Origin of the sequence: Rhodococcus sp. 06-1460-1B, assembly GCF_002258475.1 — a bacterium.
Classification (GTDB): Bacteria; Actinomycetota; Actinomycetes; order Mycobacteriales; family Mycobacteriaceae; genus Rhodococcoides; species Rhodococcoides fascians.
On record NZ_NOYS01000019.1, the window covers coordinates 1 to 25,561 of the forward strand.

Here is a 25,561-nt window from a genome sequence, read left to right on the forward strand (position 1 = left end):
AGCTCGGCTACCTTCTCGGTGATCGAGGCGTGCAGCGATGCCGCCAGCTCGCGGCGTGCTTCGGCCTTGTCCGCTGCGCTGGTCTTGGTCCGTGATGCCATGACTGGCCCCTCTCCCTCGTGACCGGTCCCCCGGCCTGCTCTGCCAATTTCTTGTCGCCGTCATCTGGCGTGAGGAGAGACAGCAGCGCACGGGAACGACGGGGCAACGCCGCGGCCGGACAGTTTTCGTGGGAGCGCAGCGACTGCTCTACGAAAAGTGTTGGGAGCCTTGGCCGTAGCGCAGCGGAGCGAGGGGTTGAGGCGGCGGGCACGGGTGATGCAGTATCGCCGGGAGCCAGATGTGCGACAAGAAATTCGATGTCTTTTCACGGTGCGGAGCGCAGCGGAGCTCAGTTCGGGGGACGCCCGCAGGGTGGCCGGCACCGCCGGCAGGCGGAACACCCGACAGCTCGTCGACACCAGCGGTGTCCACCTTCGACGTCGCAAAACAGCACGGTTGCCGATCTGCCCGAGAGCCGATAACCTCAGATGAGCTAATGTGATGTTTTCGAGAATAGGTGGCGCAAATGGTGACTCCGGCGGACGTAACGGCGATTCTTCGGGCGCGAATTCGAGCGGGCGACTATGGAGAGCGCGGCCCGATGCCTACGCTCGACGAGTTGAACCAGGAGTTTTTTCCGTCGCCCTCGCGGCCTCAGCCGCATGCCGGTCGCGCGGCTTATGCGCCGTTGATCGCCGAAGGAATGGTAGAGGTCAGAAAGGGTCGGAACGGAGGTCACTTTCTTATTTCTCGATATCCGCGCAGCTCGAGTAGCGCGCTTACTGCGCTGGCTGCGAAGATCGACGGTCTAGCTGCTGACCTGAAAGCGCTTCGAGATCACGTCCTCTACGTCGTCGAGTTCGAGAATATTCTCGTTGTCGACCGCGTAGCTGCCGAAGCCAACCGAAAGTTCGGCGAGAGCCTGCACCCGTCCCGGGGACGTGCGGAGGAGTTTGCGGTGGAGATCCTGGTCCGCCTCGGGATAGAACGTGACGATGCCGTGAAAACGGCTCGTTTGGCAGGGTTTGCTGCTGCGGACATCAATCCTTACGGGGTCCGAATTTACGGCTGCACTCTCGGCGGCGAGCGCGTCGAGGTGATGCCGCCGGACCCGGCTTATTACGAAGACTGGTTCGATTTGGTCGACGCCAGCGAGGCCTCGGAGCGGCCGGATGAGGTCTAGAAATTTAGACGTTCGCATTCGGTGGTGGTCCTCTGCGATGTCGGTGTCGGGTGCAGCGACTTCGGGTCGGGAGATGCCCGCAGAGTCGCCGGCACCGCCGCGCGGCATAACGTGCGATCGGTCGTCGACGCAGGCGGAGTGCCCACCTCCCGCTTGTGGATCACATGAGGTGATTGTGCGGGAGCGACGGAGACCATCCACGCTCGTGCCGCGGTAGCTCCTAGCTGCAACTTCACGTATGGACCCGCAGGTAGGTCGAGTTCTTGGACCGTTGGAATCACATCCGTCACAAAACATGCAGTGATACAGCATGATTCGACTCGATTCAATACTTTTGACCGTTTCATTACTTGCGCTAGCGTAATCGGCAACTTTGCCGCTAGGGTAGGTAAAACCGGCCGGTCTGCAACCGAGGCGGATTGCTGCAGACCTGTTGGTAGAGAACGCATTCGGTGCATTCTGCATTGATTCCGTTCGCGCTCGAATATGTCGACCAATGACAAGTCAGGAACAACGCCGGAGTTCCCAAAGCGTCGACGCGTGTTTACACGGCCTTCGGAAGCACTGTGCCGCAGGGTGTTATCGGCTCCAAAGCCCGCCTCTTCCGGGAGGGTGCGTTGTGCTCGGCGACGGACTACCAGTTCAACCTGTTCAACACGAGTTCTCAGACCGCTACGTCCACTCGAGACTGCGGACCCGGCTTCTACAACAGTCATGGATTCGTGGCGGTGTGGCCGTCCGGTGGAAACATGTCGGAGTACGTCACCTTCCCGTCCGACCCCCTCCAGTACCCTGCCCCCGCTGCCCTGGCTGCACCTCGCGCAGACGGCGACGCTGCGCGCGCACAAGGAACAAATCCGGACGGTGAGAGCTACGGAACCGGCGAGGCCGCGCAGGCAGATGCTGAACTCCCTGACCTGGTCAGCGCCATCGGTACCGATGGTGAGCTGGGGTACGTCAGGTCGGACGATTTGGTTGGTTCGGTAGTCGACGCTGCCGCGACGCCAGCTCCCCGGACGATTCCCCTGCTGTCACAGACCGGGGACCCCATCGGGTCGTTCCAGATCGGTTAGCATCTTGATCGTCGCCTCTGGCCTCGGCGCTTCGGCGGCCGAGGCCAGAGTTCGTTTCAGCCTAAAGGAGACGGTATGGCTCAATACTGGGGCGATTACCCGGTCGCGGATGACGAGGGTGAAATACCTGAAGGTCTGCCCACGGGTCGATACGTACCGCTCGTCGCCAACGGTCATGGGGCGTTGACTGCCTGGGCTGCGGGTCCGGGCCGATGCTTTCGGACGTCGTATCCAGCGGCGCTGCATCCGCCCGTGAAAGTGTCACGCGGTCACCAGGCAACCGGTGACCCGCAGGAAGTTTGGTTCGAGGCCTTCACTGAAGAAGATTTGCGTGCACAGAACGAGGACATCAATGCATACTTGGCCTCGGCAGGAGTTCGTCCACAACCGCGGGGTTACAAGTGGCACGTGCTGGTCCCCGACAACATCGTGAACGAAGATGCCCTCGAAGACGCGTTACGAGACAAGAACAATTATGTGGATCCCGTAGAAGTCTTCGAATCCATTGCACAGCTGTACGGAAATTTGTTCCGGTCCTGACCTTGCGAGCCGCCAATTTTCCTTGGCAGAGACAGAGGACGTGCGACCCCTCCTGTCGCCGTTTTGGTGTACCCGGTGGAAGTGTCTCGCCAAAGGAACCCGGGGCCGGACGTACACCGTGATGGGAGCTAATCGCTTAACCCGCAGGCGAACTGAGGTTCCGGTAGAGGGTGGCGCGGCCGATTCCGAGTACTGATGCGATTTCGGTTTTGGGTGTGCCGTCGTCGAGCATTCTGCGGATGTGACGAGCTTTGTCGGCGTCGATCTTGGCTGGTTGGCCACCGATGCGGCCGCGGGCTCGTGCGGCTGCGAGGCCGGCCATGGTGCGTTCTTTGACGAGGTCTCGTTCGAATTCGGCGAGGGAGCCGAAGATGTTGTAGGTCAGGCGTCCTCCGACTGTCGAGGTGTCGATGCCTTCGGTGATGCTGCGCAGTGTTGCACCTTTGGTTTCGATGAGGTTGACGGTTTCGATGAGGTGGCTCAGTGAGCGGCCGAGTCGATCGAGTCGCCATACTGCGACGACGTCGCCGGCGCGCACGCTCTCGAGGAGCAGCTGCAACTGAGGTCGGTCTTTGTCTGCTCCGGATGCGACCTCTTCCCAGATGCGGAAGCAGCCGGCGGCTGTCAGTGCGTCTCTCTGTAGATCCAGCGACTGATCGGTGGTCGAGACCCTCATGTATCCCAAAACGGCGCTCACGAGGATGACTGTCTCAGAAACGGCCGACAAGGCACAGGCGGCGCGTCAGAGCTTGAGACAGGTTTCTGAGACACATCACGATTGAGTCTCGATATCGATCCTGTCAGTTTCAGGAGTCGCGTTCACTGTGTCAGAAGTCGAATGCACTGAGCGCCAGCAATTGATGTGGGTTCGGCTCCTACTCCGGCTCGTCGGCGTTAGTGTTGCCTATGGGCATGTCGAAAGTGGTACCTGCGCTGCCGGTACGAGACATCGACACCGCTGTAGAGATATACGTCCGCGCGTTCGGCTTCACGACCCGGTACACCGACCCGACTTTCGCGAGACTTACCCGCGACGACGTCGAGATCCACTTGTGGGCCGCCGACGACGACAGCTGGAATACCCGTTCAGACCCTGCGGCATGGCCCGTATGCAGCGGAGCCGAGACGTTCCTTGCCGGCACAGCCAGCTGCCGCATCGCCGTGGACGAGATCAACGACCTTTACGCCGAGATGTCCCGCGCGGGAGTGCTCCATCCCGCAGACGCGGGTCGTCCCGTCTCGACGGACTGGGGAACGACGGAGTTCGCAGCTGTCGACACCGACGGCAATCTGATCACTTTCCATACCGATGAAAAAAGCCAACACGAGCCCACCACGGCAGGCAACGGCGCACCCTGACCGCACCCTCGAGCAGAAACTCGATGACCCGGACGTCCGTCGACGCGCTACGCGTGGTCATCGTCCTGAAATAAGCGCATGCTGGACTTGTCCACCCGCGCGCAGTCAGGCGACGGTCAGATAGATCAACGCGACATTGAGTGCGACGACGATTCCCGCGATGAGCCATGCCGCGTATGCCGTGATCCGGTGATTGACATCGCCGCCCATCAGGATGCGGTCCGAGGTGAACCGCACCAAGGGAATGAGCGCGAACGGAATACCGAAGGACAGGACGACTTGTGAGACGACCAGTGCCCGACTGGGGTCGACCCCCGCGGCCAGAATTGCCAGTGCGGGAACAAGTGTCACCAGTCGTCGCACCAGAATCGGAATGCGCTGACGTAGTAGGCCGTCCATGATCATCGCGCCGGCGTATGCCCCGACCGATGTCGATGCCAGGCCCGAGGCCAGCAGGCCCACCGCGAACAGCAGCGCTACCACCGGCCCCAGAGTGTCTCCTACTGCTGTGTGAGCTCCTTCGATGGAATCGACGCCCTCTCGGCCTCCCAGCGTCGAGGCCGCCAACAGCAGCATCGACATGTTCACTGCACCGGCCAGCAGCATCGCCAACCCGACATCGATCCGGGTGATCCGCAACAACCGCTGCCGGACAGGCCCTGCCTCGGGGTGTCCGTGCCGGTCACGTGCAAGGCCGGAGTGCAGATAGACCGCGTGCGGCATGATCGTCGCACCGAGCATAGCGGCGGCTATCAATACGCTTTCCGCGCCGTCGAACCGCGGAATCAACCCGGCGGCAGCGGCGGTGAACGATGGCGGTTCCACGACGACGCTGGCAAGAAATCCGACGGCGATGACACCGAGTAGACCGAGAATCACGAACTCGAACGGGCGCTGGCCCCGGCGATCCTGGACCAGCAACAAGATCATCGATACGGCTCCGGTGATGAGGCCGCCGATCAGGAGCGGCAGGTCGAAGAGCAAGTAAAGAGCGATCGCACCGCCGACGATCTCTGCGAGGTCGGTCGCCATGGCGACCACTTCTGCTTGCCCCCAATATGCCAGTCGCACACTCTTGCTCGACTTCTCGCGGACCACTTCGGGCAGTGTCATTCCGGTGACGATGCCGAGTTTGGCGGAGAGGAACTGCACGAGGCCGGCCATCACGTTCGCGGCGACGATCACCCAGACCAGCAGGTACCCGAACTGCGCGCCGGCGCTGACGTTGGAGGCGACATTGCCGGGGTCGACGTAGGCGATCGCGGCGACGAAAGCAGGACCGAGCAGAACGAGGCCAGACCGAAACCTCGAGGGCGGCCGAGACGATCGGCGCTGCAGCACAGACATGACCACACCCTCCGGCACCAACAATATGTCAGAACCCTGAAAATATAGTTCGGCCTCCCGAACAATGCAATGCGGCGTGGCGGTTCGGCGACATCACGATCAGATGGGCAGGATCACTGCACTGACGAATTCGTTGCGGATCCAGGCGATGAACAACCCCCACACCCCGGTCAGCAGTGCGATGCCGACGGCGATCATGATGACACCGCCCGCCACCTTGATCCTCTGAGAGTTCCTCCGAAGCCACCCCACACCGCGCATCGCCGAACTCGAACCGAACGCAAGAACGACGAACGGTAGGCCGAGTCCCAGGCAGTACGCGACGATGAGAGTGACCCCGCGGGCTGCGGTTGCACCTTCGGTGCCTGCCGCCACGGACAGCACGCCGGCAAGGGTCGGACCCAGGCACGGCGTCCAGCCGAGCGCGAACACCCCACCGAGCAGCGGCGCTCCTGCAAGGGACGAGATCTGCCGGGGTGCGAATCGGGTGTCGCGTTGCAGTGCGGGTATCAACCCGATGAACGCCGCACCCATGATGATCGTGATGACCCCGCCCACGCGTTGGAGTACTTGCTCGTTGATGCGCAAGGTGCCGATGACTCCGAAGACCGAGGCTGTGGCGAGGACGAAGACGATGGTGAACCCGGCGACGAACAACGACGCTGCACCGGCCACACGCCAGCGATTCACGAGACCCGTCGACGACGTACCGGCGGTCGCGGTGCTGGGTGTCCGGGCATCGGCTGACTGAGCCTCGCAGGCCGATTGGGTGCCGCGGGCTGATTGGGCGTCGCGGGCTGATTGGGCGTCGGCGCCGGCGATGCCTGCCAGGTAGGACAGGTATCCCGGCACCAGCGGCACCACGCACGGTGAGGCGAACGAGACCAACCCGGCGAGCATGCATGCCGCGATCGCCAGCAGTAGGGGCCCACTCGATGCCGCGTTCTGGAACGTCGACCCGATGTCTTGGGCGAGAAGAGTCGTCATTCCGCGGCTATCCGTTCGACGACGGGAAGCAGGTCTTCGGTGAGCAGGGCTCGCATGAAGACCGCGGCCACCCGGTGCTGGCGATCGAGTACCAGCGTCGAGGGAATGACGCTGGTCGGATAGTTCCCGCCGAGGGCGATCAGCGTCCGCATCGAGGGGTCGTAGATCGAAGGGTAAGTGACGTTGTTGTCGACCACGAAGTCCTGCGCTTTGTCCTTCTGCGGATCTCGGACATTGATACCGAGGAACTGCACACCGCGCTCACGGGTGGCCTCGTAGACCTCTTCGAGGTCGTCGGCTTCGCCGCGGCAGGGGCCACACCATTGACCCCAGAGATTGATCACGACGACCTTTCCGTCGTAGTCCGCCAGAGCGGTCGTCTTGCCCTCCTCCATCAGATCGGGGCCGGCGAGCTCGCCTATGGTTCCGCGTGTTTCGGGAGGGTCGTAGACGATGTCGGTTCGGCCACCGGGCGCGACGAAGTCGAAGCTCCCGCCGGACGGTGCAGCGTCGGCACCAGCGGAGCATCCGGAGATCAGTAGTACGACGGCAAGAATCGATCCGATTGCCGCGGTGGGCGTGCCGCCTTGTCGTCGAGTACCGACCCACACGGGTAGGAAACGTGTCATGAGGTGAAGTCCTTTATTGCAGTGCGGATCTGGTCTGTCGTCTCGAACACTGTCGGGTCGGTGATGCGCTCGATCGTTCCGTCCGGGCGGACGAGAAAACTCAGGGGAAGGACCGGCGGTGCCGAGAGCGCGTCCTGGACGCTGCCGCCGTCGATGTAGCTCGGATAGCGGATGCCCAGTTGCGTGAGCAGCGCGGCCGCGTCCGCGGGTCGGTCCTCGACGTTGATTCCGATGACTGGGATCGCGTCGGGTTCTGCGGCGTAGGCATCGACTACGGGCATCTCGGTGCGGCACGGGCCGCACCAGGATGCCCACAGGTTGATCAGCGTCACCTCGCTGCCGAGAACGTCGACGAGATCGACATCGTCGGCACTGCCGATGCAGCGCGCCATCACTCCCGCCAGCGGCCCACCTTCGTGTGGCACCGGCTGCGGACACAGCGGTAGCGCTGTTGCTCGTGCCGCGTCATCCGGCGGGCGGGACAGTGTGGGTTCGGGTCCGACCGGCGCGACATTGTTGGCGATGACGTCGGATGGGCCGCCCTCGACGCCACCGGAGCGGGGCCACAGTGCGACGATCGATGCAACGACAACGACGAGCATGACGATCGACCAGCCGCGCGTCATCGCCGTGACCTTCTTTCTCGAGAGATCGGCAGAGGGGCGAACGGTACGTCGCGGATCATAGGAGCGTGGACCAGTACGACCAGAAACGCTGCGCGATCAGGGCGATGAGGACGAGAAACCACACGGTCAGCGCAATCGAGTGATTGCGCATCAACACTCCCGCCCACTGCCGCCGGCCCGCACTCGGAGCCCCGCGGTCGAGGTTGCGCAGCGTGACGTACCAGAAGATCGGTACGGTGACCGCCCACACCGCCATGCAGTACGGGCACAGCGCGCCGATGTCGTAGAGGCTCTGCACGATCAGCCAGTGCACGAAGACCGCAGCAGCAGTGACACCGACCTGCAGTGCACTCCAGAACCACTGCGCGAACACGGCTCCGGCGAGCAGGGCGGCACCCACTGCCGCCACGACGGCGAAGCCCGCGATCCCGAGAAGGGAATTGGGAAATCCGAACGCAGACGCCTGCGGGGTGTCCATCACCGATCCGCAGTTGAGTACCGGATTGATACTGCAGGTCGGGGCGTAGGCGGGATCGAGCGCAAGGGCGAACTTCTCTACCGTGAGTACGAACGCGGCGGCCAGTCCGATCACGCCTCCTACCAGCAGCAGCCAGGGCAGGCTTCGGGCGAACGGTCCGCTGCGTCGGGTGAGAGCGGCTGCGCGGTCAGCCGAGTGCAGCGTCGAGGGCATCGGTGAGGTCTCCGTAGGTGGTGGGTTCGATCTTGGTGCCGTTGAGGAAGAACGTCGGGGTGCCCTGGACGCCGAGCGCGATCCCGTCGGCGACGTCGGCCTCGATGCGTTCGAGCGTCGCAGGGTCGGTGTAAGCGGCATCGAAGGCGCTCATGTCGAGTCCTTGCTCGACGGCGAAGCTCCGAAACAACTCGTCCTGCGGAACCTGCTGTTCGCCCCACTGCGCCTGCGTCTCGTACATGCGCTGATACATGTCCTCGAAGCCGCCCTGCTGTGCTGCGGCTTCGACAGCGCGTGCGGCGCGTTCGGCATTGAAGTGCGAGGCGATGGGAAAGTAGCGGGCCACGAAGCTCACCCGGTCGCCGTACTCCTCACGCAATTGTTCGATCGCTGGGTAGACAGACCGGCAGGCCTCGCACTCGAAGTCGAGGAACTCCACGAACGTGACCCGGCCGTCGGGCACCGAGTTCAACCGATGACTGTTCTCGCGCACCGCGATCGAGGCAGGGTCGGCGGCGGCCTGCTCGGCGGCGGCAGCATCCGGCGTGCCCGATCGGTCCACCACCAGAAATACAGCCAACGCGGCGGCGAACACGACCACCAGGGACAGGGAAATCTTCAACGCTCGGCTCATACAACTACCTTCTCGACTCGTTCGGACTGATCAACGGGCCCGATATGGGCGTTTCGACCCGTTGTGAGACTAACAATCGTACGAACGTCGACCGAAAGGTCTTCCCTGACGATCGCATGATTGTTAGATTGTGCCCATGGCCTTGGAACCTTTGGACTCGTGCGATCTGTTGTGTATGGACCTCCCTCACGCCGAGAGGGTGCGCGCAGCCTTGCCTGCTCTCGGCGATATCGAACCGGTCGCCGACGCTGCCCGAGCTTTCGGTGACCCCACCCGACTGACCATCGCGCTCGCGTTGAACGCCGGCGGGCAGATGTGCGGCTGCGATGTTGCGTGGATCGTGGGACAGAGCCAGAAGCTGGTCTCCCACCATCTCCGCAAACTCAAAGCCGCGGACGCCGTCACATCGAACAGAGAGGGAAAGTTGGTCATGTATTCGCTCACCGATCGCGGCGCCCGACTGCTCTCGATACTGACCGAGCCACTGGCCACCGCCTCGGCCACCGCTGATCTCACCGGGGTCGATCATGGCTGACGCGTGCTGCGGACCGACCCCCGCTGCGCCGACCACCGAACCGGCCGCCGACGGTACGGGCACGGCAGGTCCGGCTCCGACCGACGTACCCCAGAGGTTGTGGCAGGTCCGCGAGCTGCAACTCGCATCGGTAGCCGCGATCATCCTCGCCGCATCGTGGTTGCTCGGTCGAACGGGTGCCGATGCGGTCGCGACCGTCGGCGCTCTGATCGCTGCCGCGATCGCGGCCGTCACCTTCGTTCCCGCGACGGTGAGAAATCTGCGACACGGCCGCATCGGTGTCGGCACGCTGATGACGATCGCGCTCCTCGGTGCCATCGCATTGGGCCAGATCCCCGAGGCCGCGATGCTCGGCATCCTGTTTTCCGTCGCCGAGGGACTCGAGGAGTACGCGGTCACCAAGACCCGCCGCGGACTACGCGCACTTCTGTCCTTGGTGCCGCCGACAGTGTCGGTCCTGCGCGGTGGAACCGAGCAGGCCCTGCCCCCCGACGATGTCGTGATCGGGGACACCATGGTGCTGCGACCGGGCGAGCGAGCTGCCACGGACGGCACCATCGCACGCGGTTCGACGAATCTGGACGTGTCCGCGATCACCGGCGAGTCCGTGCCCATCGAAGCCGGTGTCGGCGACGAGGTGCATGCCGGTGCCATCAACGGCGGCGGAGCCATCGAGATCACCGTCACCGCGCCGGCATCGGAGAGTTCGCTTGCGCGCATCGTCCGCATCGTCGAACAGGCCCAGGACCGCAAAGGGGCCGGCCAGCGGCTCGCGGACCGGATCGCACGTCCCCTCGTGCCTTCGATCATGATTCTCGCCGCCCTCGTCGCCGGCGTCGGTGCGGTGCTCGGTGACCCCATGTTGTGGCTCGAACGCGCACTGGTGGTCCTGGTCGCGGCATCACCGTGCGCGTTGGCCATCTCGGTGCCGCTGTCGGTGGTGGCGGCGATCGGGGCTGCGAGCCGCAACGGGGCATTGATCAAAGGCGGTGCAGCAGTAGAAGAGCTGGGCCGCATCCGCGTCGTCGCCGTGGACAAGACCGGCACCCTCACCGCAGGACGACCGGAGGTCGTCGACGTCGTCACCGCTGCGGGAATCGGCCGCGACGCCGCGCTGGCCGTTGCTGCTGCGCTCGAAGCGCGCAGCGAGCATCCACTCGCCCGCGCCATCCTCGCTTCCGTATCGACCGTCGCGGCAGCCGATGATGTCACTGCCATCGCCGGACACGGCCTGACCGGCACCCTCGACGGAGCCGCGATCAGGCTCGGGAAACCGAGCTGGTTCGACACCCACCCCAGCTCCGAGGAGTTCCGCGCCGACGTCGCTCGTCTCCAAAGCAGCGGTGCCACAGTCGTTCTCGTCGAACGCGCCGGAGTCCTGATCGCTGCGATCGCCGTCCGCGACGAACTGCGGCCCGAGGCCGCCGAGGCTGTCCGCCAACTCACCGCGCTCGGTATCGACACTGCGATGCTCACCGGCGACAACGCACTCACTGCGCAGGCCCTGGCGACCCAGGCGGGTATCACCGCCGTCCACGCCGAACTACTGCCCGAGGACAAAGCGGCCCTGCTCGCCGACATCGCGGCCGGACGCAAGATTGCCATGGTCGGCGACGGCATCAACGACGCTCCCGCCTTGGCGACCGCAGATGTCGGTATCGCCATGGGCGCAATGGGAACCGACGTTGCCATCGAGACCGCCGATGTTGCCCTCATGGGGGAAGACCTCCGGCATCTACCGCAGGTGCTGGCCCACGCTCGGCATGCCCGCGGCATCATGGTCCAGAACATCGCCCTGTCGATCGCGATCATCGGCGTGCTCGTCCCACTGGCTGCCACCGGCGTCCTCGGTTTGGCGACTGTGGTGCTCGTCCACGAACTCGCCGAAGTCCTGGTGATCGCCAATGCGATTCGTGCCGCCCGCACCACACCGTTGGACGGGTTCGTCCCACCGCCTACGGCATCCGGTGCCCTCAATGTCACGATCGCACCCGCAGCGGCCTTCGAGGATGCCTGCTGCGCTCCGGCCCCGACGCCGAGGAACGCTGCGCCTCTCGCATCTGGGAACCTACTGGCCGCCACCACCGCACCGTCACCCTCGGCGATCGGAGCAGACGACGGCAGCAGCTCCGGGTGCTCGGATGGATGTACCTGCTGCACATCGACTCCCGCGCGAAGCGAACTCGGTCAGGGAAGGTAGAGACCTGCGGGCGGTGATCGGACTGCATGCAGGCTCTACGGGATCGACATGACCCCAGCAGCAGCGGCATCGACAACAGAGGTGCGCTGGCACCACCTCGAACGAACACACATCCTCTCGCAGCACTATCCGTGATTGCATGCTCTCAACCACGCCGCGATGGTGAAAGCTGCGGCGGTAGAACATGATCGGCGCGAATCCTGGGGTCAGGTGATCCGGATCGTGATCGCTGCTCCAGGATCGTGGTCGGGGCGATACCCGGCCGGTAACACCGGCCGGGTCGAGGCGGGACCGATGTCGCCGATGCCCATTCCGCAGGACCGTACGGACGCGCTGAGAGGCAGATAGCGGTCATCAGTTCAGGCCTGCGTAGGAGTGCAGGCCGGAGACGACCATGTTGATGATGAACAGATTGAACAGCATCGCCACGAATCCGGCGATGTTGATCCATGCTGCGCGGGTGTTGCGCCACCCGCTGGTGGCGCGGGCGTGCAGGTAGGAGGCGTAGACGATCCAGGTGATGAAGGAGACCGTTTCTTTCGGATCCCAGCCCCAGAACCGGCCCCACGCGGCTTCGGCCCAGATAGCGCCGAGGATGACGCCGACGCCGAAGAGCGGGAAGGCGAAGATCGTGGTCTTGTAGGCCACGATGTCCAGTGTCTGCGCGGAGGGCAGGCGGGCTGCGATCCGGCTCACGCGGCTGCCCGAGTCCTCGGGATGCTTCATGCGGATCAGGAACAGTATGCTCGCAACCCCGGAGATCAGGAACACCCCGCTGCCGAGCGAGACGATGGAGACGTGCACCGGCAGCCAGTACGACTGCAGTGCCGGTACCACCGGTGCTGCGTCGGCGTACAGCACGGTGCCGGCGACGAACAGCAGGATCAACGTCGGCACCAGAACGAACAACCACAGGGTGCGTAGCTGCGTCGAGCGCAGCACCACCAGTGCAGCGACTACACCTGCTGCGCAGGTGACCGAGACGAATTCGTACATGTTGCCCCACGGCGGCCTGCCGGTGGCGATCCCGCGAAGGATGATCGACCCGATATGCAGGGTCAGTGCCACCATCACCAGCCCGAGTCCGCTACGCCCGAAACGTTCGGATGGAACTCGCCGGGGTGCGTCGGGAATGCGTCCGGGCGTCGTCGACGTGGCAGCAATGATCCGAGCACGAAGTCGCTCCGTATTGTGCAGTTCCGCGCTACGGGTCGTTGCGAGCTGTGCGAGGAATGCGATCGCGGCGAGGAGATAGACCACGAAGGCGGTCTCGAAGCTGATGTCGCTCCACCGGGCGAGGGTGTCGTCGATCGGCATGGTGCTACACCGTTTCTCTGTCGTGGTTCTCGGACGGGCTCTGCGTGTGCGGCCAGATCTTCAACCGAAGGGTCTGGAATTCCGGTCCCCAGCCGGCGTGATCGGTGCGAGCCAGGCCACCCATGTCCACTGGCGAGAGACCGCGCTCGCCGGGGTGGACCCGGAACCAGACACGGCGACGTGTGATGACCAGGGACACCAGTAGTCCGGTCATCATCGTGACCGCGAACACGAGCACCCACCGCTGCGCGGGGTCGTATCCGACCTGGAGGTTCGCGAATTCCTTGGCACCGTCGAACCGGACGACGGTGCCGTCGGAGAGGGTCGTCGATTCTCCGGGCCGCAGGTTGACCCGGTCCTGCTTGACCAGCCGGCCCTGGTTGATCATCTCCTGGTCCAGGGAGAAGATCGACTGCGGGATGCCGGTGTCGAGACCGGTGTCGCCTTTGTAGATGTCCACTGCCACCGCGGGATCGACCAGTTCCGGGAAGCGGGAGGAGAGCAGGTTGCCGTTGAATTGCGCGGTGGGCGCGAAGAGTCCTTCGATGGCGATCTGCCCTCGGCGGCGCTCCTCGGCGGTGGCGTAGGTCCCCCCGGGTGGGTCGAATCGCAGCGCGCCGCTGCTGAGGAACGTGGTGGCGTCGTCGGGGCGGAACTGCAGCGCTTCGGTGCGGGTCTGGCCGTCGGGGAAGGTGACGGTGAACTCGGGGGCGTAGCCGTGTCCGGTGAGGTAGATGCGTTCGTCGCCGAGCCGGAGGGGTTCGTTGACTTTGAGTTGATAGTCGCGCCAGGTGTCGGCGGCGATGTCGTCGGCGCTCTGGTAGGAGATGTTCGAGGTGAACATCTCGGCCTGACCGTTCTCGAGGTAGTCGGCGGTGAAATCTCTGACCCGGATACAGAACGGCTCGAGTCCGGTGCCGTCGGTGCTGTTGCCGGCGCGAAAGGAGTCGTAGATCGCGGGCGAGGTGTTGCAGAAACCGGGCCCGTTGTCGGCGATGACGATGACCGAGCCTTCGTAGCCGAACAGTTTGCCGATCGCGATGGCCGCGAGCAGACCGATCAGCGAGAAGTGAAACAGCAGGTTCCCGGCCTCGCGGGTGTAGCCCTTCTCCGCCGAGAGAGTCAGTGCCCCATCGGGCTCGGGTCGAACGGCGGTACGCCACCCTTTCAAGTGCCGCGCGATGTCGGCGATCACCTTCTCGGGGTCACCGGCGAGGGTGCCCGAATGATGCAACGGTAGTCGAGTGAGGTTTCGCGGTACTCGAACAGGTTGTGCGCGAAGAGCTTTGCCGTGCTCGATCAACCGGGGAGTCAGACAGCCGATCAGCGACACGAACAACAGGACGTAGATCGCGGTGAACCAGGAACTCGCGAACACGTCGAACAATTCCAGCGTGTCCATCACCGGCCCGAGAACCGGACGCGCGGCAATGAAAGAATCGACGGCCTGGGTATTGAGATTGCGCTGCGGCAGCAAAGCGCCGGGGACAGCTGCGGCGGCGAGGAGGAACAGCAGCACCAACGCTGTCCGCATCGACGTCAGTTGTCGCCACCGGTTGCGCAGCATCGCCACTGTTCTGCGCACCAGTCCCGGCGAGTGCGCACGGGGGTGTTCGTCGATCGTCATCTCCGCACGCCCTTCACCGACCACCATCTAAATACTACGCGACATAGTAGTTTGCGGGGTTCGGTGTGATGGAGCGTGGTCGGCGCAGCAGCGAGAACGTCAGTGCTGCACCAGCGCCGGTGGCGGCAATCCATTCCGGAACGCTGCCGGTGATCGTCGCCGGGGTGAGGGTGGTGCTCAGTGACACCTCGGTGACGACAGCTGCGGGGGTGAACAGCTCCGTGCGCTCGACGACCTCCCCGCGTGCATCGATGACGGCGCTGACGCCGCTGGTGGCCGACACGACGACGCTGCGCCCGTGTTCGACCGCTCGTACCCGCGACATGGCGAGTTGTTGATAGGTCATGTTCGTCCGACCGAAAGTGGCGTTGTTGGTGGGCACTGCGATCAGCTGGGCACCGGCGCGCACGGAGTCGGTGAGCAACGAGTCGAAGGCGACCTCGTAGCAGGTGGCCACCGCGACGTGCACTCCGGCGAGGTCGAGGACGCCGTTGCCCTGGCCCGGGGTGAAGTTTCCTGCCTGGGCGGCATAGGGAGAGAGTGCGGTGACGATCGTGCGCATCGGCAGGTACTCCCCGAACGGCACCAGTTGCCGCTTGTCGTGCCTCTGCCCGGGCCCGGTGACGGGATCCCACACGATCGAGGTGTTGCTCGTGGTGCCGTCGTCTCGGCGGAGAACCGTGCCGACGAGTACGGGGACTCCGACGGCGCGGGCCGCGGCGTCGATACGTGCGGCGGCGTCGGGGTTGCGCAGGGGGTCGATGTCGGAGGAGTTCTCCGGCCAGATGACCAGGTCGGGTGCGCGTACGCGGCCGGAGTCGATGTCGTCGGCGAGCTCGATGGTGCGCTGAACGTGGTTGTCGAGCACCGCTCGTCGTTGGGCGTTGAAGTCGAGACCGAGCCGCGGGACGTTGCCTTGCACCAAGGCGACGGTGACCGTGTCCTGCTGCGGCGGAGCGAACAGTGGAGCCACCACCGTGAGCGCCCCTACAGCAGTGGCCACACCGATGCACGACGCTGCTGCAGTTCTGCGGGTGATGCGACCGGAGGCAACGACGCCGGCCAGAGCGGACCCGATCAGCACCACGACGAACGACAACCCCGGCGCGCCGATCACCGCAGCCAGAGGCAGCAGCGGCCCGTCGGATTGACCGAATGCGATGCGGCCCCAAGGGAAGCCGCCGAACGGGACCCGAGATCGTGCCGCTTCCATCGCCACCCAGGCGCTCGCCACCCAGACCGGCGCCCACGGCAGTCGGGACATCCGATCCGCTACCGCACCGAACAGTGCCACGAAGAGTGCTTGAACGACGGACAGCGCCAGCCACGGCACCGATCCGACGTACTCCCCCACCCACGGCAGCAGAGGCACGAAGAACGCCGAGCCGGCGACGAAGCCGTAGCCGGCCCCCGCACGCGCCCCTCGCCCGCGCACAGCCAACAGCAGCATTGCAAGTGCTACCGGAGCGAGAAACCACAGATCGATGGGCGGGAATGTGGCATACAACATCAGCCCGGATGAGGCGGCGGCGAGGAGCCGGATCCACGCGCGGACTCCGTTGCTGCCGGTCACCCACCGCGCCCGGCTCGGGTCGTAGACGAGAGGTCGAGGCCCGGGCTCGATGCCGGGAGCCGATCTCATGACGGCACGCGCGTGCAGCCGGTACCGGAGGAGCCTCTGCCGTTCATCAACTACTATGGTGCATAGTATTTTATGTGATGGCAACTCTGCGGCGGTGACCGATCCCCTTCCGTCGACACCCAGCACCTGTCCGAGATACACACCCGAGAACGAGGATCCGTGAACCGCTCGCCCACCACGTCTCCCACGCGGCTGCGTGCTTACGCAGTGACTCTCGTGCTGACATTGGTCGCTACCGCGCTGACCGTCGACTACTGGGCGCAAGAAGCATTGGTCGGCTCTCCGATCCCACTACCGATCCTCGAATTGCGGCTCGCCTTCAACCGCGGAATGGCCTTCAGTCTGGGCAATTCGCTGCCCCTATGGGTGATCGTGTCGGTCACGGCGACGATCACCGCCGGGGTCGCGGCCTACGGATGGCACAGCGCTCGGCACGGGGAGCAGTGGACCACGGTGGCGCTGGCGTTGATCCTCGCCGGCGCGCTGTCCAACGTTCTGGACCGGCTTGTCGACGGTGCGGTCACGGACTACTTTCACACCGGTTGGTGGCCGACATTCAACCTCGCCGACATCTACATCACCTGCGGGGTGGTGCTGATGATCGGGGCGGCACTGGCACGCGAGAGGGCACAAGGGTTGCCCCTCTGCCCGCAGTGCCCGACAGCGCCGGATCGTGAACGTGCATGAGATATCTCGGCGTTCGAATCGAATGCCCTGCAGTGCACATACATTCGCGACAGGACAATCTTGCTGATCCGCTCGAACAGTGAGGGTGATCGACACCGGAACTGCTCGAAACATAGTCGACTACAACCACCGACACGCGATCGTCGCCTCTCGCTCACCGAGGCGTACCGAGGGGAGCCTGCTGTATGAGCGAGGACATCCCGGCGCTACCGCGCCGTATTTTTCTCGCTACGAGCTGCGCTACAGCGTGCCTGGCTGCCGCCGGATGCAGCGTCGGCGAAGCCCCGTCCGGTGAGGACACCGCTTCCGACGGTCCCATCACCTTGTCGGTGAACGATGTTCCTGTCGGCGGTGGAATCGTGCTCGCCGACCGGCAGGTCGTCGTCACCCAACCGGAACCCGGTACCTTCCGGGCCTTCTCGGCTATCTGTTCTCACCAAGGGTGCACAGTGAACCGAGTCCGCAACGGCACGATCGAGTGCCCCTGCCACAACAGTGCCTTCTCGATCACCGACGGGGCGGTCATGCGCAGCCCCGCTACCGAGCCACTGCCGAACCGTGCCGTGACCAGAACCGTAGATACCCTCACAGTCGACTGATCCATCACCGGGCGACCGAACACGCGAGGTGGACGGGTTCGGGGTGAACGGTCTCGACCGGGCCGATGTGCGGCAATCGAGGACCCACTCTCTGCCCCACCCGCCTGGTGCCGGTTTCGGTACATCGTCGCCGTGTCGACGACAGCACTGCGTGCCAATCTCGCACCGGGTCGAGACCTGCCTACCAATTGACCTCTCGGCAACGGCCTTCGCCTTCCTGGGGTTCGACCTGCACAGTGGCGTGCTCGAGACCGAACTCGTCGCGGAGAACCTGCTGCGCTGCAGCGAGCACCCGGGGTGTCTCGGCCTCCGGGGCGACCGTCAGATGCGCCGACGCGACCTCCATCCCCGAAGTCAGTGTCCAGATGTGCAGATCGTGTACCTCTTCGACATCGTCGACACCGGCCAGGGCCTTGTTCACGGCGGCGACATCGATGCCCGACGGAGCGTGTTGCAGCAGAATTCGTACGGCATGACGCCCCAGAGTGAATGCACGCGGCAAAACGAACAACCCGATGGCGACCGCGATGACCGGGTCGGCGTACCGCCACCCGAACACGACGGTGACCAGTCCGCTGACGAGCACTCCGATCGAGCCGAGCATGTCCGCCATCACCTCCAGATACGCACCCCGAACATTGAGGCTCTCTTTCGCACCACTGCGCAGAAGGAGGAACGCGATGAGGTTCATGGCCAGACCGAGAAGTGCCACCAACATGACCGGAATCCCGGGCACCTCCGGTGGGTTCGTGATGCGTTGCGCGGCTTCGTAGAGAATCCACCCAGCGACACCGAAGAGCAGCACTGCATTGAACAGAGCCGCGAACACTTCGGCTCGATACAGTCCGAACGTGCGGCCGGTCTTGCGAGACTGCCGCTGTGCGAGTGTGATCGCCACGATCGCCATCAAAACCCCGAACACGTCGGTGAACACGTGTGCGGAATCGGAGAGCAAGGCCAACGACGAGGTGGACAGGCCGACCACTACCTGCGTCACGAGTGTGACCGCCCCCAGGCCGACGGCGATCCACAGTCGGCCGAGGTGTTTTCCGGACGCGCTGGCCGGTGAACCCGGCTCGATCCCGTGGCCGTGTCCGTGCCCCATCGTTGCTCCTTCGTCGTGTCAGATCCGCAGAACGACAACATATTACGATATGCGCATATATGCAAGTGTTGAAGGATCGTCCGGCGGCGGCTGCCCGGACTCGTACAACTATCATTCGTAGTAGTTCATTGTCGGCGCAGGTCGGACTGCCTCGCGCCTATGACGAAAACACGATCCACCGGGAAGAGGCGCACACCATGGCCACCGAAGCGGCCCATTCGACCCGCGGCGCAGTGGATCGACGCTCCGGATCGCAGGTGATGGTGCTGTGCGCAGCGATTGCCGCGGTGGTCGCTGCACTGCTCGCCGCGATGTCGACGTCCCAAGCGCTCGTCCTGTTGGGTCTGCCCGATCCCGGCCCGATCACCACGTACGGGATCCCGGCACTGACCGCGATCGGCGAGGTGGCTGCCGTCGTGGCGGCGGGTTCGCTGCTCCTCGCAGCATTTCTCGTTCCGCCTCAGAGGTCGGGTGTGCTCGACATCGACGGGTACGTAGCCGTCCGCACCGCGGCGAAGGCCTCCGCAGTGTGGGCGGTGTGCGCGGCGGCGTTGGTGCCGCTGACACTCTCGGACGCCTCGGGTCAACCTGTCGGATCCGTTGCAGCGCAACCGGTGCAGTTCCTCGGTGCGATCGGCGATGTCGATTCCTCCACTGCATGGGCCATCACCTCTGCGGTCGCGGCGATCACCGCCGCAGCATGCGCGGCGGTGTTGCGGCATCGATGGACCCCCGCCTTGTTCGCCCTGTCGATGCTCGCGTTGATCCCGCGCGCGGTCACCGGCCACTCCTCGACCGGCGGCAATCACGACATCGCGACGAACTCGTTGATCCTGCACATCCTCGCTGCCGCACTTTGGGTGGGCGGACTCCTCGCACTTCTCGCTCATGCGCTGCGCGGAGGTGGACACCTCGCCGTCGCGACCCGCCGCTACTCGACGCTCGCTCTGGTCGCGTTCGTGATCATGGCGGTCTCCGGAGTGGTCAACGCTGCCGTGCGAGTACCCGTGACGTCGCTGTGGGATTCGACGTACGGCGCTCTGATACTGGCGAAGATCGCAGCTCTGGCGATCGTGGGGACCCTCGGGTGGATGCAGCGACGACGAACGGTCCGCGCTCTGGCTCACGACCCCGCGAGGCGCAGATCCCTGATCACGTTGTCGATGATCGAGACCCTCGTTCTCGTCACCACAGTGGGCCTGGCGGTCGCACTGGGCCGCACTCCCCCGCCCCCGCCGCAGGACACCTCGCTGCCCCAGGCGCACGAAGAGGCCTTGGGCTACGTGTTGGACGGCCCTCCCACCGCTGCGCGGTTGGCGTTCGAGTGGCGTTTCGACCTGGTGTTCGGCTCCGCGGCGGTGATCGCGGCCGTCCTGTACCTGCTGGCCGTGCGGCGCCGCCGGCGGGCAGGCCTGCCATGGCGGAGGCGGTGGACAGCGAGCTGGTTGACGGGCACTGCGGTGCTGCTCGTGGCGACCTCGTCCGGGGCCGGGCTCTACAGCCCGGCTATGTTCAGCGTGCACATGGCGGGACTGACCGCGGTCGCCATCGCCGTGCCGTTGCTGTTGGTCCTCGGCCGGCCGGCCACCTTGGTCGCCTCGGTCCTGCCGACCGCGCCGGCAGCCGAGGCACCGGGCTCGCGCGAATGGCTCCGGGCTGCATGGCACAGCCGAGCAGCCCGGATCGCAATCCACCCGTGGGTCAGCACCACGGTGTTCCTGAGCAGCTTCTACCTGCTCTACCCCGGCGGACTGTTCGACACCGTCGCCGACTCTCATGTGGCACACATGGTGATGAAGGGCTGGTTCCTGACCGTCGGGATGGTGATGTTCTGGGGCACGGTCGGCGAAGACCCGGTACCGAGACCGATCGCGGGACTGACGAAGTTGCTCGCGAGTATCACCGCATTGGCCGGGTTCGCATTCTTCCTCGTCGTGACGATCGATCTCGAGACCGCGCTCGGAGCGAGCTTCTACAGCGGACTGCGTCTGGATTGGAACGCAGACCTAATGGCCGACCAGCGGCGCGGCGGCACTCTGGCGTGGGGCATCGGCGAGTTGCCGTTGCTCGCTGCCGCGGTTCTCGCCGCGGTCCGGTGGTCGGCGGCCGACGAGAGCGCTGCACGGCAACGAGATCGCCGAGTCGACGATCAAGGTGATACCGAACTCGAGGCGTACAACACCATGCTCGGTGGCCTGTCCTCTCGGCGGGATCACCCCTGATACCCGAAGAATCCGTTCTCGGTCAGGGTCGCCGCAGCCCGCGGGATGTCCTGCCGAGAACCGTGACCAGCGGTATGGGCGAATCCGGGTCGAGTGGGATGGAAAAACTATGCTTGATAGTAGTAACCTGTGGCCTGACCGTCACCATTTCGTTATCTCAAGCGAGGCCTCGGCCTCGTAGCCACCAAGGATTGTGATCTTGGCCCGACACCGCACACCCGATCCGATCGACGACGACTGCGCAGCGCCGGCGCGCGGCGGCGTGATCTCGATGCCCGTCGGCACCAGGCCGACGGCGCTCATCGATCGCCCCCGTCATCGACACGCCGGGTTCGCACCCTCGCGTTTCGTGACCGAGTCGCCCGCCGATGCCGGGTACTCCGACACTCTGTCGGAGGACGAGCACACGCCCGCGGCGCAGACGCCCGCACCGGATGGACCCGCTCACGCGGTCAGCGACGCCTGGGACACCGCGGCCGCGGACACTGCCGCGTCGATGTGGGTGCACGTGGCCGGTCCGGACGAGACGACGCACAACGAGGGTGACCGCGATGTAGTGCAGGCCGTGTCGCGACGTGCTCGCCGCGGACTTCATCGCCGCCGGGTGCCGAAGCCGGGTGGCCGCGCCATCGCTGCGTCGGTCGCGGTCGGTGCCTTTCTGTCCGCGGCAGCGACGTCTCCGAACACCGGGTCGCAGGACAGTGTGGCGCTCAGCGCCGCGAGTATCGATAGCCCTCCCGCCGGCGTCCTGCCGCCGAGCCCGGTCGTTGCCTCACCCCCGCAGGTGTTGCAGTTACCCGATCTCGATGTCGGCCGGGTCGCGCAGCGCATGACCGAGCAACTCGCCGAGGGGGGAGTTCGGGCGGCGGAGCGCGCTGCACGCGATGCCGAGGCGCGGCGCCCGCTCTCGGTGGTGCCGGTGTCGGGCACATTGACTTCCAGTTCTGGGCCACGTTGGGGGACAACGCATTACGGACTCGACATCGCCAATACGATCGGGACGCCGATCGTATCGGTGACCGACGGTGAGGTCATCGAAGCAGGGCCGGCGCAAGGGTTCGGCCTGTGGGTGCGTATTCGTCAGGACGACGGCACGATCGGGGTGTACGGGCACATAGACCAGGCGCTCGTCACCGCCGGTCAACGTGTGAAAGCCGGCGAGCTCATTGCTACGGTAGGCAACCGAGGCCAATCCACCGGACCCCACCTGCATTACGAAGTGTGGCAACCCGACGGTGCCAAGTCCGACCCGACGGCGTGGCTGTCGGCACGCGGAGTCGATATCACCTGACACGACGAGGAAAGAAGAACTGGCGATGAAAAGGCTCGGTGATCTCGAAGCGGAGGTGATGAACGTGCTCTGGGAATGCGATCGACCGCAGTCGGTCCATGACCTGCGTGAACGCATGGCCGACAGAAACCCCGCCTACACCACGATCCTGACCGTCGTGACCCATCTCCACGAGAAGGGGTGGGTCGAGCGGACCAAGCAGTCACGCGCGTACCTGTACTCCCCGGTGCAGTCGCGCGCGGAGGCCACCTCGCAAGCGCTGCGCGAAATCCTCGACACCAGTACCGACTCGGCCGCCGTCCTGATGCATTTCGCGAAAACCGTCACCGACGACGAGCTCGACGCTCTGCGGGGGAACCTGCCGGACGTGAACCGGTGATCGTCGCGCTGGTGTTGCTCCTCGCGGCGATCATCGCGGCCGTCGCCCTGCCGCGGCCGCTGACCTCTCTCACCCGCACCGTGAGCCCCACTCTCGCCTTGACCGCATGGATCGGCAGCATCGCCGGGGTGTTCTTTCTCGTGGGATCCGCGGTGACCGTGTTGCTCTGGCCTGGCCATGCGCCCGCCGAGGGCATGGTCGAACTCGCCGTCCGCTGTCTGGGCTCACTGCAACACGCGGCCCAGCCGTGGATCGGCGAAGCGGTCGCCGGAGCATCGGTCGTCCTCGCGGCGTCGGCGTCGGCGCGCGTCCTGCGCTCGACTCGCCGTCAGCTTCGAGCCCGGTCCAAAGTCCGCGACTATCACCGCGATGTCATCGCCGTCGTCGCGCGTACGGACCCCGGACCCGAACCGATCATGTGGCTCGACCACCCGCTCCCGCTGGCCTACAGCATCGATGGTCGCCCCGGCTACGTCGTGGCCACCGAAGGCCTGCTCGCCCATCTCGATCCCGATCAACAGCGAGCTGTGATCGCACACGAACGCGCCCACCTGCGCGGGCGCCACCACCGCATCGTCAACATCTGCGAGATCCTGGCCGCGGCGTTCCCTCGCGTTCCCCTGTTCGCCGCAGCACCTGCAGCGGTGCGGGTTCTGGTCGAGGTCGCAGCCGACCGGTCCGCGGCCGCGGTCACCAGCGCCGACACTGTGCGTTCGGCACTGTCGACGGTCTCGCAGGCGCATTCTGCACGTCCACTGTGGGCACTGGGCCTGATCGGCGAATCGACCACCGAACGACTCCGCCACCTCGATACGAGCGCGCAGATGCCGGCCCGGACAGTGCCCGGCGCATACGCTGCCGCCGCCGTACTGCCGCTCGTGGTGCCGGCCGCCATGGCAATCCTCACCCTCAGTGCGATCTCCGCCGCGGCGTGTGCGGCCGTCCTGACCTGACCCACCCAAATACTATGCAGCATAGTATTTGAGTTAGGCTGTCGGACGCGTCCTGTAATTCGCGTGCGATTCGAAGGTGGTTCCATGACGGCGCTGACATCTCCTCCGGCTGCGCCGGCGGTTCGCCCCTATCCACCCCGCGGGGCCCGCAAGGGGTCGTTCCTGCACACGATGGTCACCACCACCGATCCGAAGGTCATCGGACTGATGTACCTGGTGACCTCGTTCGGATTCTTCCTCGTCGGCGGCCTCATGGCCTTGATCATGCGCTCCGAACTCGCCGTGCCGGGAATGCAGTTCCTCTCCAACGAGCAGTACAACCAGCTCTTCACCATGCACGGCACGATCATGCTGCTGCTCTACGCCACCCCGATCGTCTTCGGCTTCGGCAACTACATCCTGCCGCTGCAGATCGGCGCACCCGATGTCGCCTTCCCCCGGCTCAATGCCTTCTCCTACTGGCTGTACCTGTTCGGCGCACTGGTCACCACCGCAGGGTTCATCAGCCCCGGCGGTGCCGCAGATTTCGGCTGGACCGCGTACACCCCGTTGAGCAGCGCCGTCTACTCCCCCGGTATCGGATCCGACCTGTGGATCGTGGGCCTGCTCGTCGCAGGCCTGGGCACCATCCTGGGCGGGGTCAACATGGTCACCACCGTGGTGTGCCTGCGCGCACCGGGAATGACGATGTTCCGGCTACCGATCTTCACCTGGAACATCCTGGTGACCTCGATCTTGATCCTGCTGGCGTTCCCACTGCTGACCGCAGCACTGATGGGCCTGCTCGCCGACCGTAAACTCGGCACCCACATCTTCGATCCCGCCAACGGCGGGGCGTTGCTCTGGCAGCACCTGTTCTGGTTCTTCGGACACCCCGAGGTCTACATCATCGCGCTACCGTTCTTCGGAATCGTCTCGGAGATCTTCCCGGTCTTCTCCCGCAAACCCATCTTCGGGTACAAGGGGTTGATCTACGCCACCGTCGGCATCGCCGCCCTGTCCATCGCGGTGTGGGCGCACCACATGTACGCCACCGGTGCCGTGCTGCTGCCGTTCTTCTCGTTCATGACCTTCCTCATCGCCGTGCCGACCGGGGTGAAGATCTTCAACTGGATCGGCACCATGTGGCGCGGCCAGGTCACCCTCGAATCCCCCATGCTCTTCTCCATCGGATTCCTGATCACGTTCGTCTTCGGTGGACTGTCCGGAGTGCTCCTGGCGAGCCCGCCCATCGACTTCAACGTCACCGACACCTACTTCGTCGTCGCGCACTTCCACTACGTCGTGTTCGGAACGGTCGTGTTCGCGACCTATGCGGGCATCTACTTCTGGTTCCCGAAGATGACCGGCCGCATGCTCGACGAACGACTGGGCAAGTGGCACTTCTGGATGACGTTCCTCGGATTCCACGCCACCTTCCTCGTCCAGCACTGGCTCGGAGCGCAAGGAATGCCGCGCCGCTACGCCGACTATCTCCCGTCCGACGGGTTCACCACCCTCAACCAGGTCTCGACCGTGGGATCGTTCGTTCTCGGAGCCTCGACGCTGCCGTTCATCTGGAACGTGTTCAAGAGCTACCGCTACGGCGAAGTGGTCACCGTCGACGACCCCTGGGGGTTCGGTAACTCCCTCGAGTGGGCGACCAGTTGCCCACCCCCGCGGCACAATTTCATCGAGATGCCCCGGATCCGCTCCGAGCGGCCGGCGTTCGAGCTTCACTATCCGCACATGGTCGAACGCATCCGCGCCGAGCAGCACGTCGGTGGCCCGCACTCGGATTCGATCGCGCCCTCGGAAGTGATCACCGAAGCCATCGCCGGCCGTGAACGATCCGATCCGCCGGACCGGTGAAATAACCATCGCCGCAGAAGTGACCCACCGCTAAACCGCCCC

At 64.8% G+C, this 25,561-nt stretch carries 24 protein-coding genes and 1 pseudogene; 14 read left to right on the forward strand and 11 right to left on the reverse strand.

The annotated features are described in order from the left end of the window. Positions 1-643 precede the first annotated feature (643 nt). The 3 genes from CH268_RS08145 to CH268_RS08155 all read left to right on the forward strand — a co-directional run bounded on the left by CH268_RS08145 (position 644) and on the right by CH268_RS08155 (position 2,838). On the forward strand, positions 644-1,225 hold the full coding sequence (locus CH268_RS08145) for a hypothetical protein (RefSeq protein ID WP_141215099.1): 582 nt from the start codon (positions 644-646) through the stop codon (positions 1,223-1,225). Between the two features lie 566 nt (positions 1,226-1,791). Continuing rightward, complete coding sequence (locus CH268_RS08150; protein ID WP_032373336.1) at positions 1,792-2,298, forward strand: hypothetical protein; 507 nt, start codon at positions 1,792-1,794, stop codon at positions 2,296-2,298. Positions 2,299-2,373: 75 nt separating this feature from the next. Continuing rightward, positions 2,374-2,838 carry a DUF5956 family protein gene (locus CH268_RS08155; protein ID WP_032373337.1) on the forward strand — a complete coding sequence of 155 codons (465 nt, stop codon included), beginning with the start codon at positions 2,374-2,376 and terminating at the stop codon, positions 2,836-2,838. A 136-nt stretch (positions 2,839-2,974) separates the two neighbouring features. Here CH268_RS08155 and CH268_RS08160 read toward each other — a convergent pair whose 3' ends face one another. Further along, positions 2,975-3,535 (reverse strand): recombinase family protein, encoded by a 561-nt coding sequence (locus CH268_RS08160; protein WP_094663256.1) that lies wholly within the window; start codon positions 3,533-3,535, stop codon positions 2,975-2,977. A gap of 215 nt (positions 3,536-3,750) precedes the next feature. Here CH268_RS08160 and CH268_RS08165 point away from each other — a divergent pair, with 215 nt between their 5' ends. Continuing rightward, a complete protein-coding gene (locus CH268_RS08165; protein WP_197077431.1) occupies positions 3,751-4,197 on the forward strand; it encodes a bleomycin resistance protein in 447 nt (148 codons plus the stop codon). A gap of 105 nt (positions 4,198-4,302) precedes the next feature. Here the strand turns inward: CH268_RS08165 and CH268_RS08170 are convergent, their stop codons facing one another. The 6 genes from CH268_RS08170 to CH268_RS08195 all read right to left on the reverse strand — a co-directional run bounded on the left by CH268_RS08170 (position 4,303) and on the right by CH268_RS08195 (position 9,111). Next, on the reverse strand, positions 4,303-5,544 hold the full coding sequence (locus tag CH268_RS08170) for an Nramp family divalent metal transporter (RefSeq protein WP_008720147.1): 1,242 nt from the start codon (positions 5,542-5,544) through the stop codon (positions 4,303-4,305). 99 nt (positions 5,545-5,643) lie between these two features. Further along, positions 5,644-6,531: a cytochrome c biogenesis CcdA family protein gene (locus tag CH268_RS08175; protein WP_032373339.1), complete on the reverse strand. Its 888-nt coding sequence runs from the start codon at positions 6,529-6,531 to the stop codon at positions 5,644-5,646. Next, the gene (locus tag CH268_RS08180) at positions 6,528-7,160 is read right to left on the reverse strand and encodes a TlpA disulfide reductase family protein (protein WP_080733221.1); all 633 of its coding nucleotides are present in this window, start codon (positions 7,158-7,160) and stop codon (positions 6,528-6,530) included. Before CH268_RS08180 ends, CH268_RS08175 begins: the two co-directional genes overlap by 4 nt. After that, entirely contained in the window at positions 7,157-7,786 is a 630-nt protein-coding gene (locus CH268_RS08185) for a TlpA family protein disulfide reductase (RefSeq protein WP_094663258.1), read from the reverse strand. The genes CH268_RS08180 and CH268_RS08185 overlap by 4 nt, the downstream gene beginning before the upstream one ends. Before the next feature lie 55 nt (positions 7,787-7,841). Further along, positions 7,842-8,477, reverse strand: a complete 636-nt coding sequence (locus CH268_RS08190) for a vitamin K epoxide reductase family protein (RefSeq protein ID WP_008720128.1) — start codon at positions 8,475-8,477, stop codon at positions 7,842-7,844. Continuing rightward, entirely contained in the window at positions 8,452-9,111 is a 660-nt protein-coding gene (locus CH268_RS08195) for a DsbA family protein (protein WP_008720127.1), read from the reverse strand. The genes CH268_RS08190 and CH268_RS08195 overlap by 26 nt, the downstream gene beginning before the upstream one ends. Before the next feature lie 136 nt (positions 9,112-9,247). On the opposite strand from CH268_RS08195, the gene CH268_RS08200 reads away from it, so the two are divergent. The 3 genes and pseudogenes from CH268_RS08200 to CH268_RS08210 all read left to right on the forward strand — a co-directional run bounded on the left by CH268_RS08200 (position 9,248) and on the right by CH268_RS08210 (position 12,194). Further along, positions 9,248-9,646 carry an ArsR/SmtB family transcription factor gene (locus tag CH268_RS08200; protein WP_032373340.1) on the forward strand — a complete coding sequence of 133 codons (399 nt, stop codon included), beginning with the start codon at positions 9,248-9,250 and terminating at the stop codon, positions 9,644-9,646. Further along, on the forward strand, positions 9,639-11,846 hold the full coding sequence (locus CH268_RS08205) for a heavy metal translocating P-type ATPase (RefSeq protein WP_094663260.1): 2,208 nt from the start codon (positions 9,639-9,641) through the stop codon (positions 11,844-11,846). The genes CH268_RS08200 and CH268_RS08205 overlap by 8 nt, the downstream gene beginning before the upstream one ends. A 48-nt stretch (positions 11,847-11,894) precedes the next feature. Next, positions 11,895-12,194, forward strand: a pseudogene (locus CH268_RS08210) (DUF3703 domain-containing protein). Between the two features lie 6 nt (positions 12,195-12,200). Here CH268_RS08210 and ccsB read toward each other — a convergent pair. The 3 genes from ccsB to lnt are packed head-to-tail and all read right to left on the reverse strand — an operon-like array spanning position 12,201 to position 16,300. Continuing rightward, positions 12,201-13,163: a c-type cytochrome biogenesis protein CcsB gene (gene ccsB, locus CH268_RS08215; protein ID WP_032373342.1), complete on the reverse strand. Its 963-nt coding sequence runs from the start codon at positions 13,161-13,163 to the stop codon at positions 12,201-12,203. Between the two features lie 4 nt (positions 13,164-13,167). Further along, on the reverse strand, positions 13,168-14,790 hold the full coding sequence (resB, locus tag CH268_RS08220; RefSeq protein ID WP_045841170.1) for a cytochrome c biogenesis protein ResB: 1,623 nt from the start codon (positions 14,788-14,790) through the stop codon (positions 13,168-13,170). Positions 14,791-14,824: 34 nt separating this feature from the next. Beyond that, positions 14,825-16,300: an apolipoprotein N-acyltransferase gene (lnt, locus tag CH268_RS08225; RefSeq protein ID WP_255182343.1), complete on the reverse strand. Its 1,476-nt coding sequence runs from the start codon at positions 16,298-16,300 to the stop codon at positions 14,825-14,827. Between the two features lie 291 nt (positions 16,301-16,591). Between lnt and lspA the strand changes: the two genes are divergently transcribed. Next, positions 16,592-17,119 carry a signal peptidase II gene (gene lspA / locus CH268_RS08230; protein ID WP_052061206.1) on the forward strand — a complete coding sequence of 176 codons (528 nt, stop codon included), beginning with the start codon at positions 16,592-16,594 and terminating at the stop codon, positions 17,117-17,119. Positions 17,120-17,304: 185 nt separating this feature from the next. Then, entirely contained in the window at positions 17,305-17,718 is a 414-nt protein-coding gene (locus tag CH268_RS08235) for a Rieske (2Fe-2S) protein (protein ID WP_094663264.1), read from the forward strand. 181 nt (positions 17,719-17,899) lie between these two features. Here the strand turns inward: CH268_RS08235 and CH268_RS08240 are convergent, their stop codons facing one another. After that, on the reverse strand, positions 17,900-18,823 hold the full coding sequence (locus tag CH268_RS08240) for a cation diffusion facilitator family transporter (protein ID WP_094663266.1): 924 nt from the start codon (positions 18,821-18,823) through the stop codon (positions 17,900-17,902). 197 nt (positions 18,824-19,020) lie between these two features. Here CH268_RS08240 and CH268_RS08245 point away from each other — a divergent pair, with 197 nt between their 5' ends. From CH268_RS08245 to ctaD, 5 genes are all read left to right on the forward strand, one after another. Beyond that, a complete protein-coding gene (locus CH268_RS08245) occupies positions 19,021-21,045 on the forward strand; it encodes a cytochrome c oxidase assembly protein (RefSeq protein WP_094663777.1) in 2,025 nt (674 codons plus the stop codon). A 496-nt stretch (positions 21,046-21,541) separates the two neighbouring features. Then, complete coding sequence (locus tag CH268_RS08250) at positions 21,542-22,336, forward strand: M23 family metallopeptidase (protein ID WP_094663779.1); 795 nt, start codon at positions 21,542-21,544, stop codon at positions 22,334-22,336. Between the two features lie 25 nt (positions 22,337-22,361). Continuing rightward, positions 22,362-22,715 carry a BlaI/MecI/CopY family transcriptional regulator gene (locus CH268_RS08255; protein ID WP_094663268.1) on the forward strand — a complete coding sequence of 118 codons (354 nt, stop codon included), beginning with the start codon at positions 22,362-22,364 and terminating at the stop codon, positions 22,713-22,715. Beyond that, complete coding sequence (locus CH268_RS08260; RefSeq protein ID WP_094663270.1) at positions 22,712-23,668, forward strand: M56 family metallopeptidase; 957 nt, start codon at positions 22,712-22,714, stop codon at positions 23,666-23,668. The genes CH268_RS08255 and CH268_RS08260 overlap by 4 nt, the downstream gene beginning before the upstream one ends. Positions 23,669-23,752: 84 nt before the next feature. Then, entirely contained in the window at positions 23,753-25,519 is a 1,767-nt protein-coding gene (ctaD, locus tag CH268_RS08265; protein WP_094663272.1) for an aa3-type cytochrome oxidase subunit I, read from the forward strand. Positions 25,520-25,561 lie beyond the last annotated feature (42 nt).

Bases quoted from the DNA above. Each gene is read 5' to 3' on its own strand.
- CH268_RS08185 (WP_094663258.1), bottom strand. From the start codon at position 7,786: ATGACGCGCGGCTGGTCGATCGTCATGCTCGTCGTTGTCGTTGCATCG.
- CH268_RS08165 (WP_197077431.1), top strand. From the start codon at position 3,751: ATGTCGAAAGTGGTACCTGCGCTGCCGGTACGAGACATCGACACCGCT.
- CH268_RS08240 (WP_094663266.1), bottom strand. From the start codon at position 18,823: ATGGGGCACGGACACGGCCACGGGATCGAGCCGGGTTCACCGGCCAGC.
- lnt (WP_255182343.1), bottom strand. From the start codon at position 16,300: ATGTTGTATGCCACATTCCCGCCCATCGATCTGTGGTTTCTCGCTCCG.
- CH268_RS08250 (WP_094663779.1), top strand. From the start codon at position 21,542: ATGTGGGTGCACGTGGCCGGTCCGGACGAGACGACGCACAACGAGGGT.
- ctaD (WP_094663272.1), top strand. From the start codon at position 23,753: ATGACGGCGCTGACATCTCCTCCGGCTGCGCCGGCGGTTCGCCCCTAT.
- CH268_RS08145 (WP_141215099.1), top strand. From the start codon at position 644: ATGCCTACGCTCGACGAGTTGAACCAGGAGTTTTTTCCGTCGCCCTCG.
- ccsB (WP_032373342.1), bottom strand. From the start codon at position 13,163: ATGCCGATCGACGACACCCTCGCCCGGTGGAGCGACATCAGCTTCGAG.
- CH268_RS08205 (WP_094663260.1), top strand. From the start codon at position 9,639: ATGGCTGACGCGTGCTGCGGACCGACCCCCGCTGCGCCGACCACCGAA.
- CH268_RS08180 (WP_080733221.1), bottom strand. From the start codon at position 7,160: ATGACACGTTTCCTACCCGTGTGGGTCGGTACTCGACGACAAGGCGGC.
- resB (WP_045841170.1), bottom strand. From the start codon at position 14,790: ATGACGATCGACGAACACCCCCGTGCGCACTCGCCGGGACTGGTGCGC.
- CH268_RS08255 (WP_094663268.1), top strand. From the start codon at position 22,362: ATGAAAAGGCTCGGTGATCTCGAAGCGGAGGTGATGAACGTGCTCTGG.
- CH268_RS08170 (WP_008720147.1), bottom strand. From the start codon at position 5,544: ATGTCTGTGCTGCAGCGCCGATCGTCTCGGCCGCCCTCGAGGTTTCGG.
- CH268_RS08190 (WP_008720128.1), bottom strand. From the start codon at position 8,477: ATGCCCTCGACGCTGCACTCGGCTGACCGCGCAGCCGCTCTCACCCGA.
- CH268_RS08235 (WP_094663264.1), top strand. From the start codon at position 17,305: ATGAGCGAGGACATCCCGGCGCTACCGCGCCGTATTTTTCTCGCTACG.
- CH268_RS08200 (WP_032373340.1), top strand. From the start codon at position 9,248: ATGGCCTTGGAACCTTTGGACTCGTGCGATCTGTTGTGTATGGACCTC.
- CH268_RS08195 (WP_008720127.1), bottom strand. From the start codon at position 9,111: ATGAGCCGAGCGTTGAAGATTTCCCTGTCCCTGGTGGTCGTGTTCGCC.
- CH268_RS08245 (WP_094663777.1), top strand. From the start codon at position 19,021: ATGGCCACCGAAGCGGCCCATTCGACCCGCGGCGCAGTGGATCGACGC.
- CH268_RS08155 (WP_032373337.1), top strand. From the start codon at position 2,374: ATGGCTCAATACTGGGGCGATTACCCGGTCGCGGATGACGAGGGTGAA.
- CH268_RS08175 (WP_032373339.1), bottom strand. From the start codon at position 6,531: ATGACGACTCTTCTCGCCCAAGACATCGGGTCGACGTTCCAGAACGCG.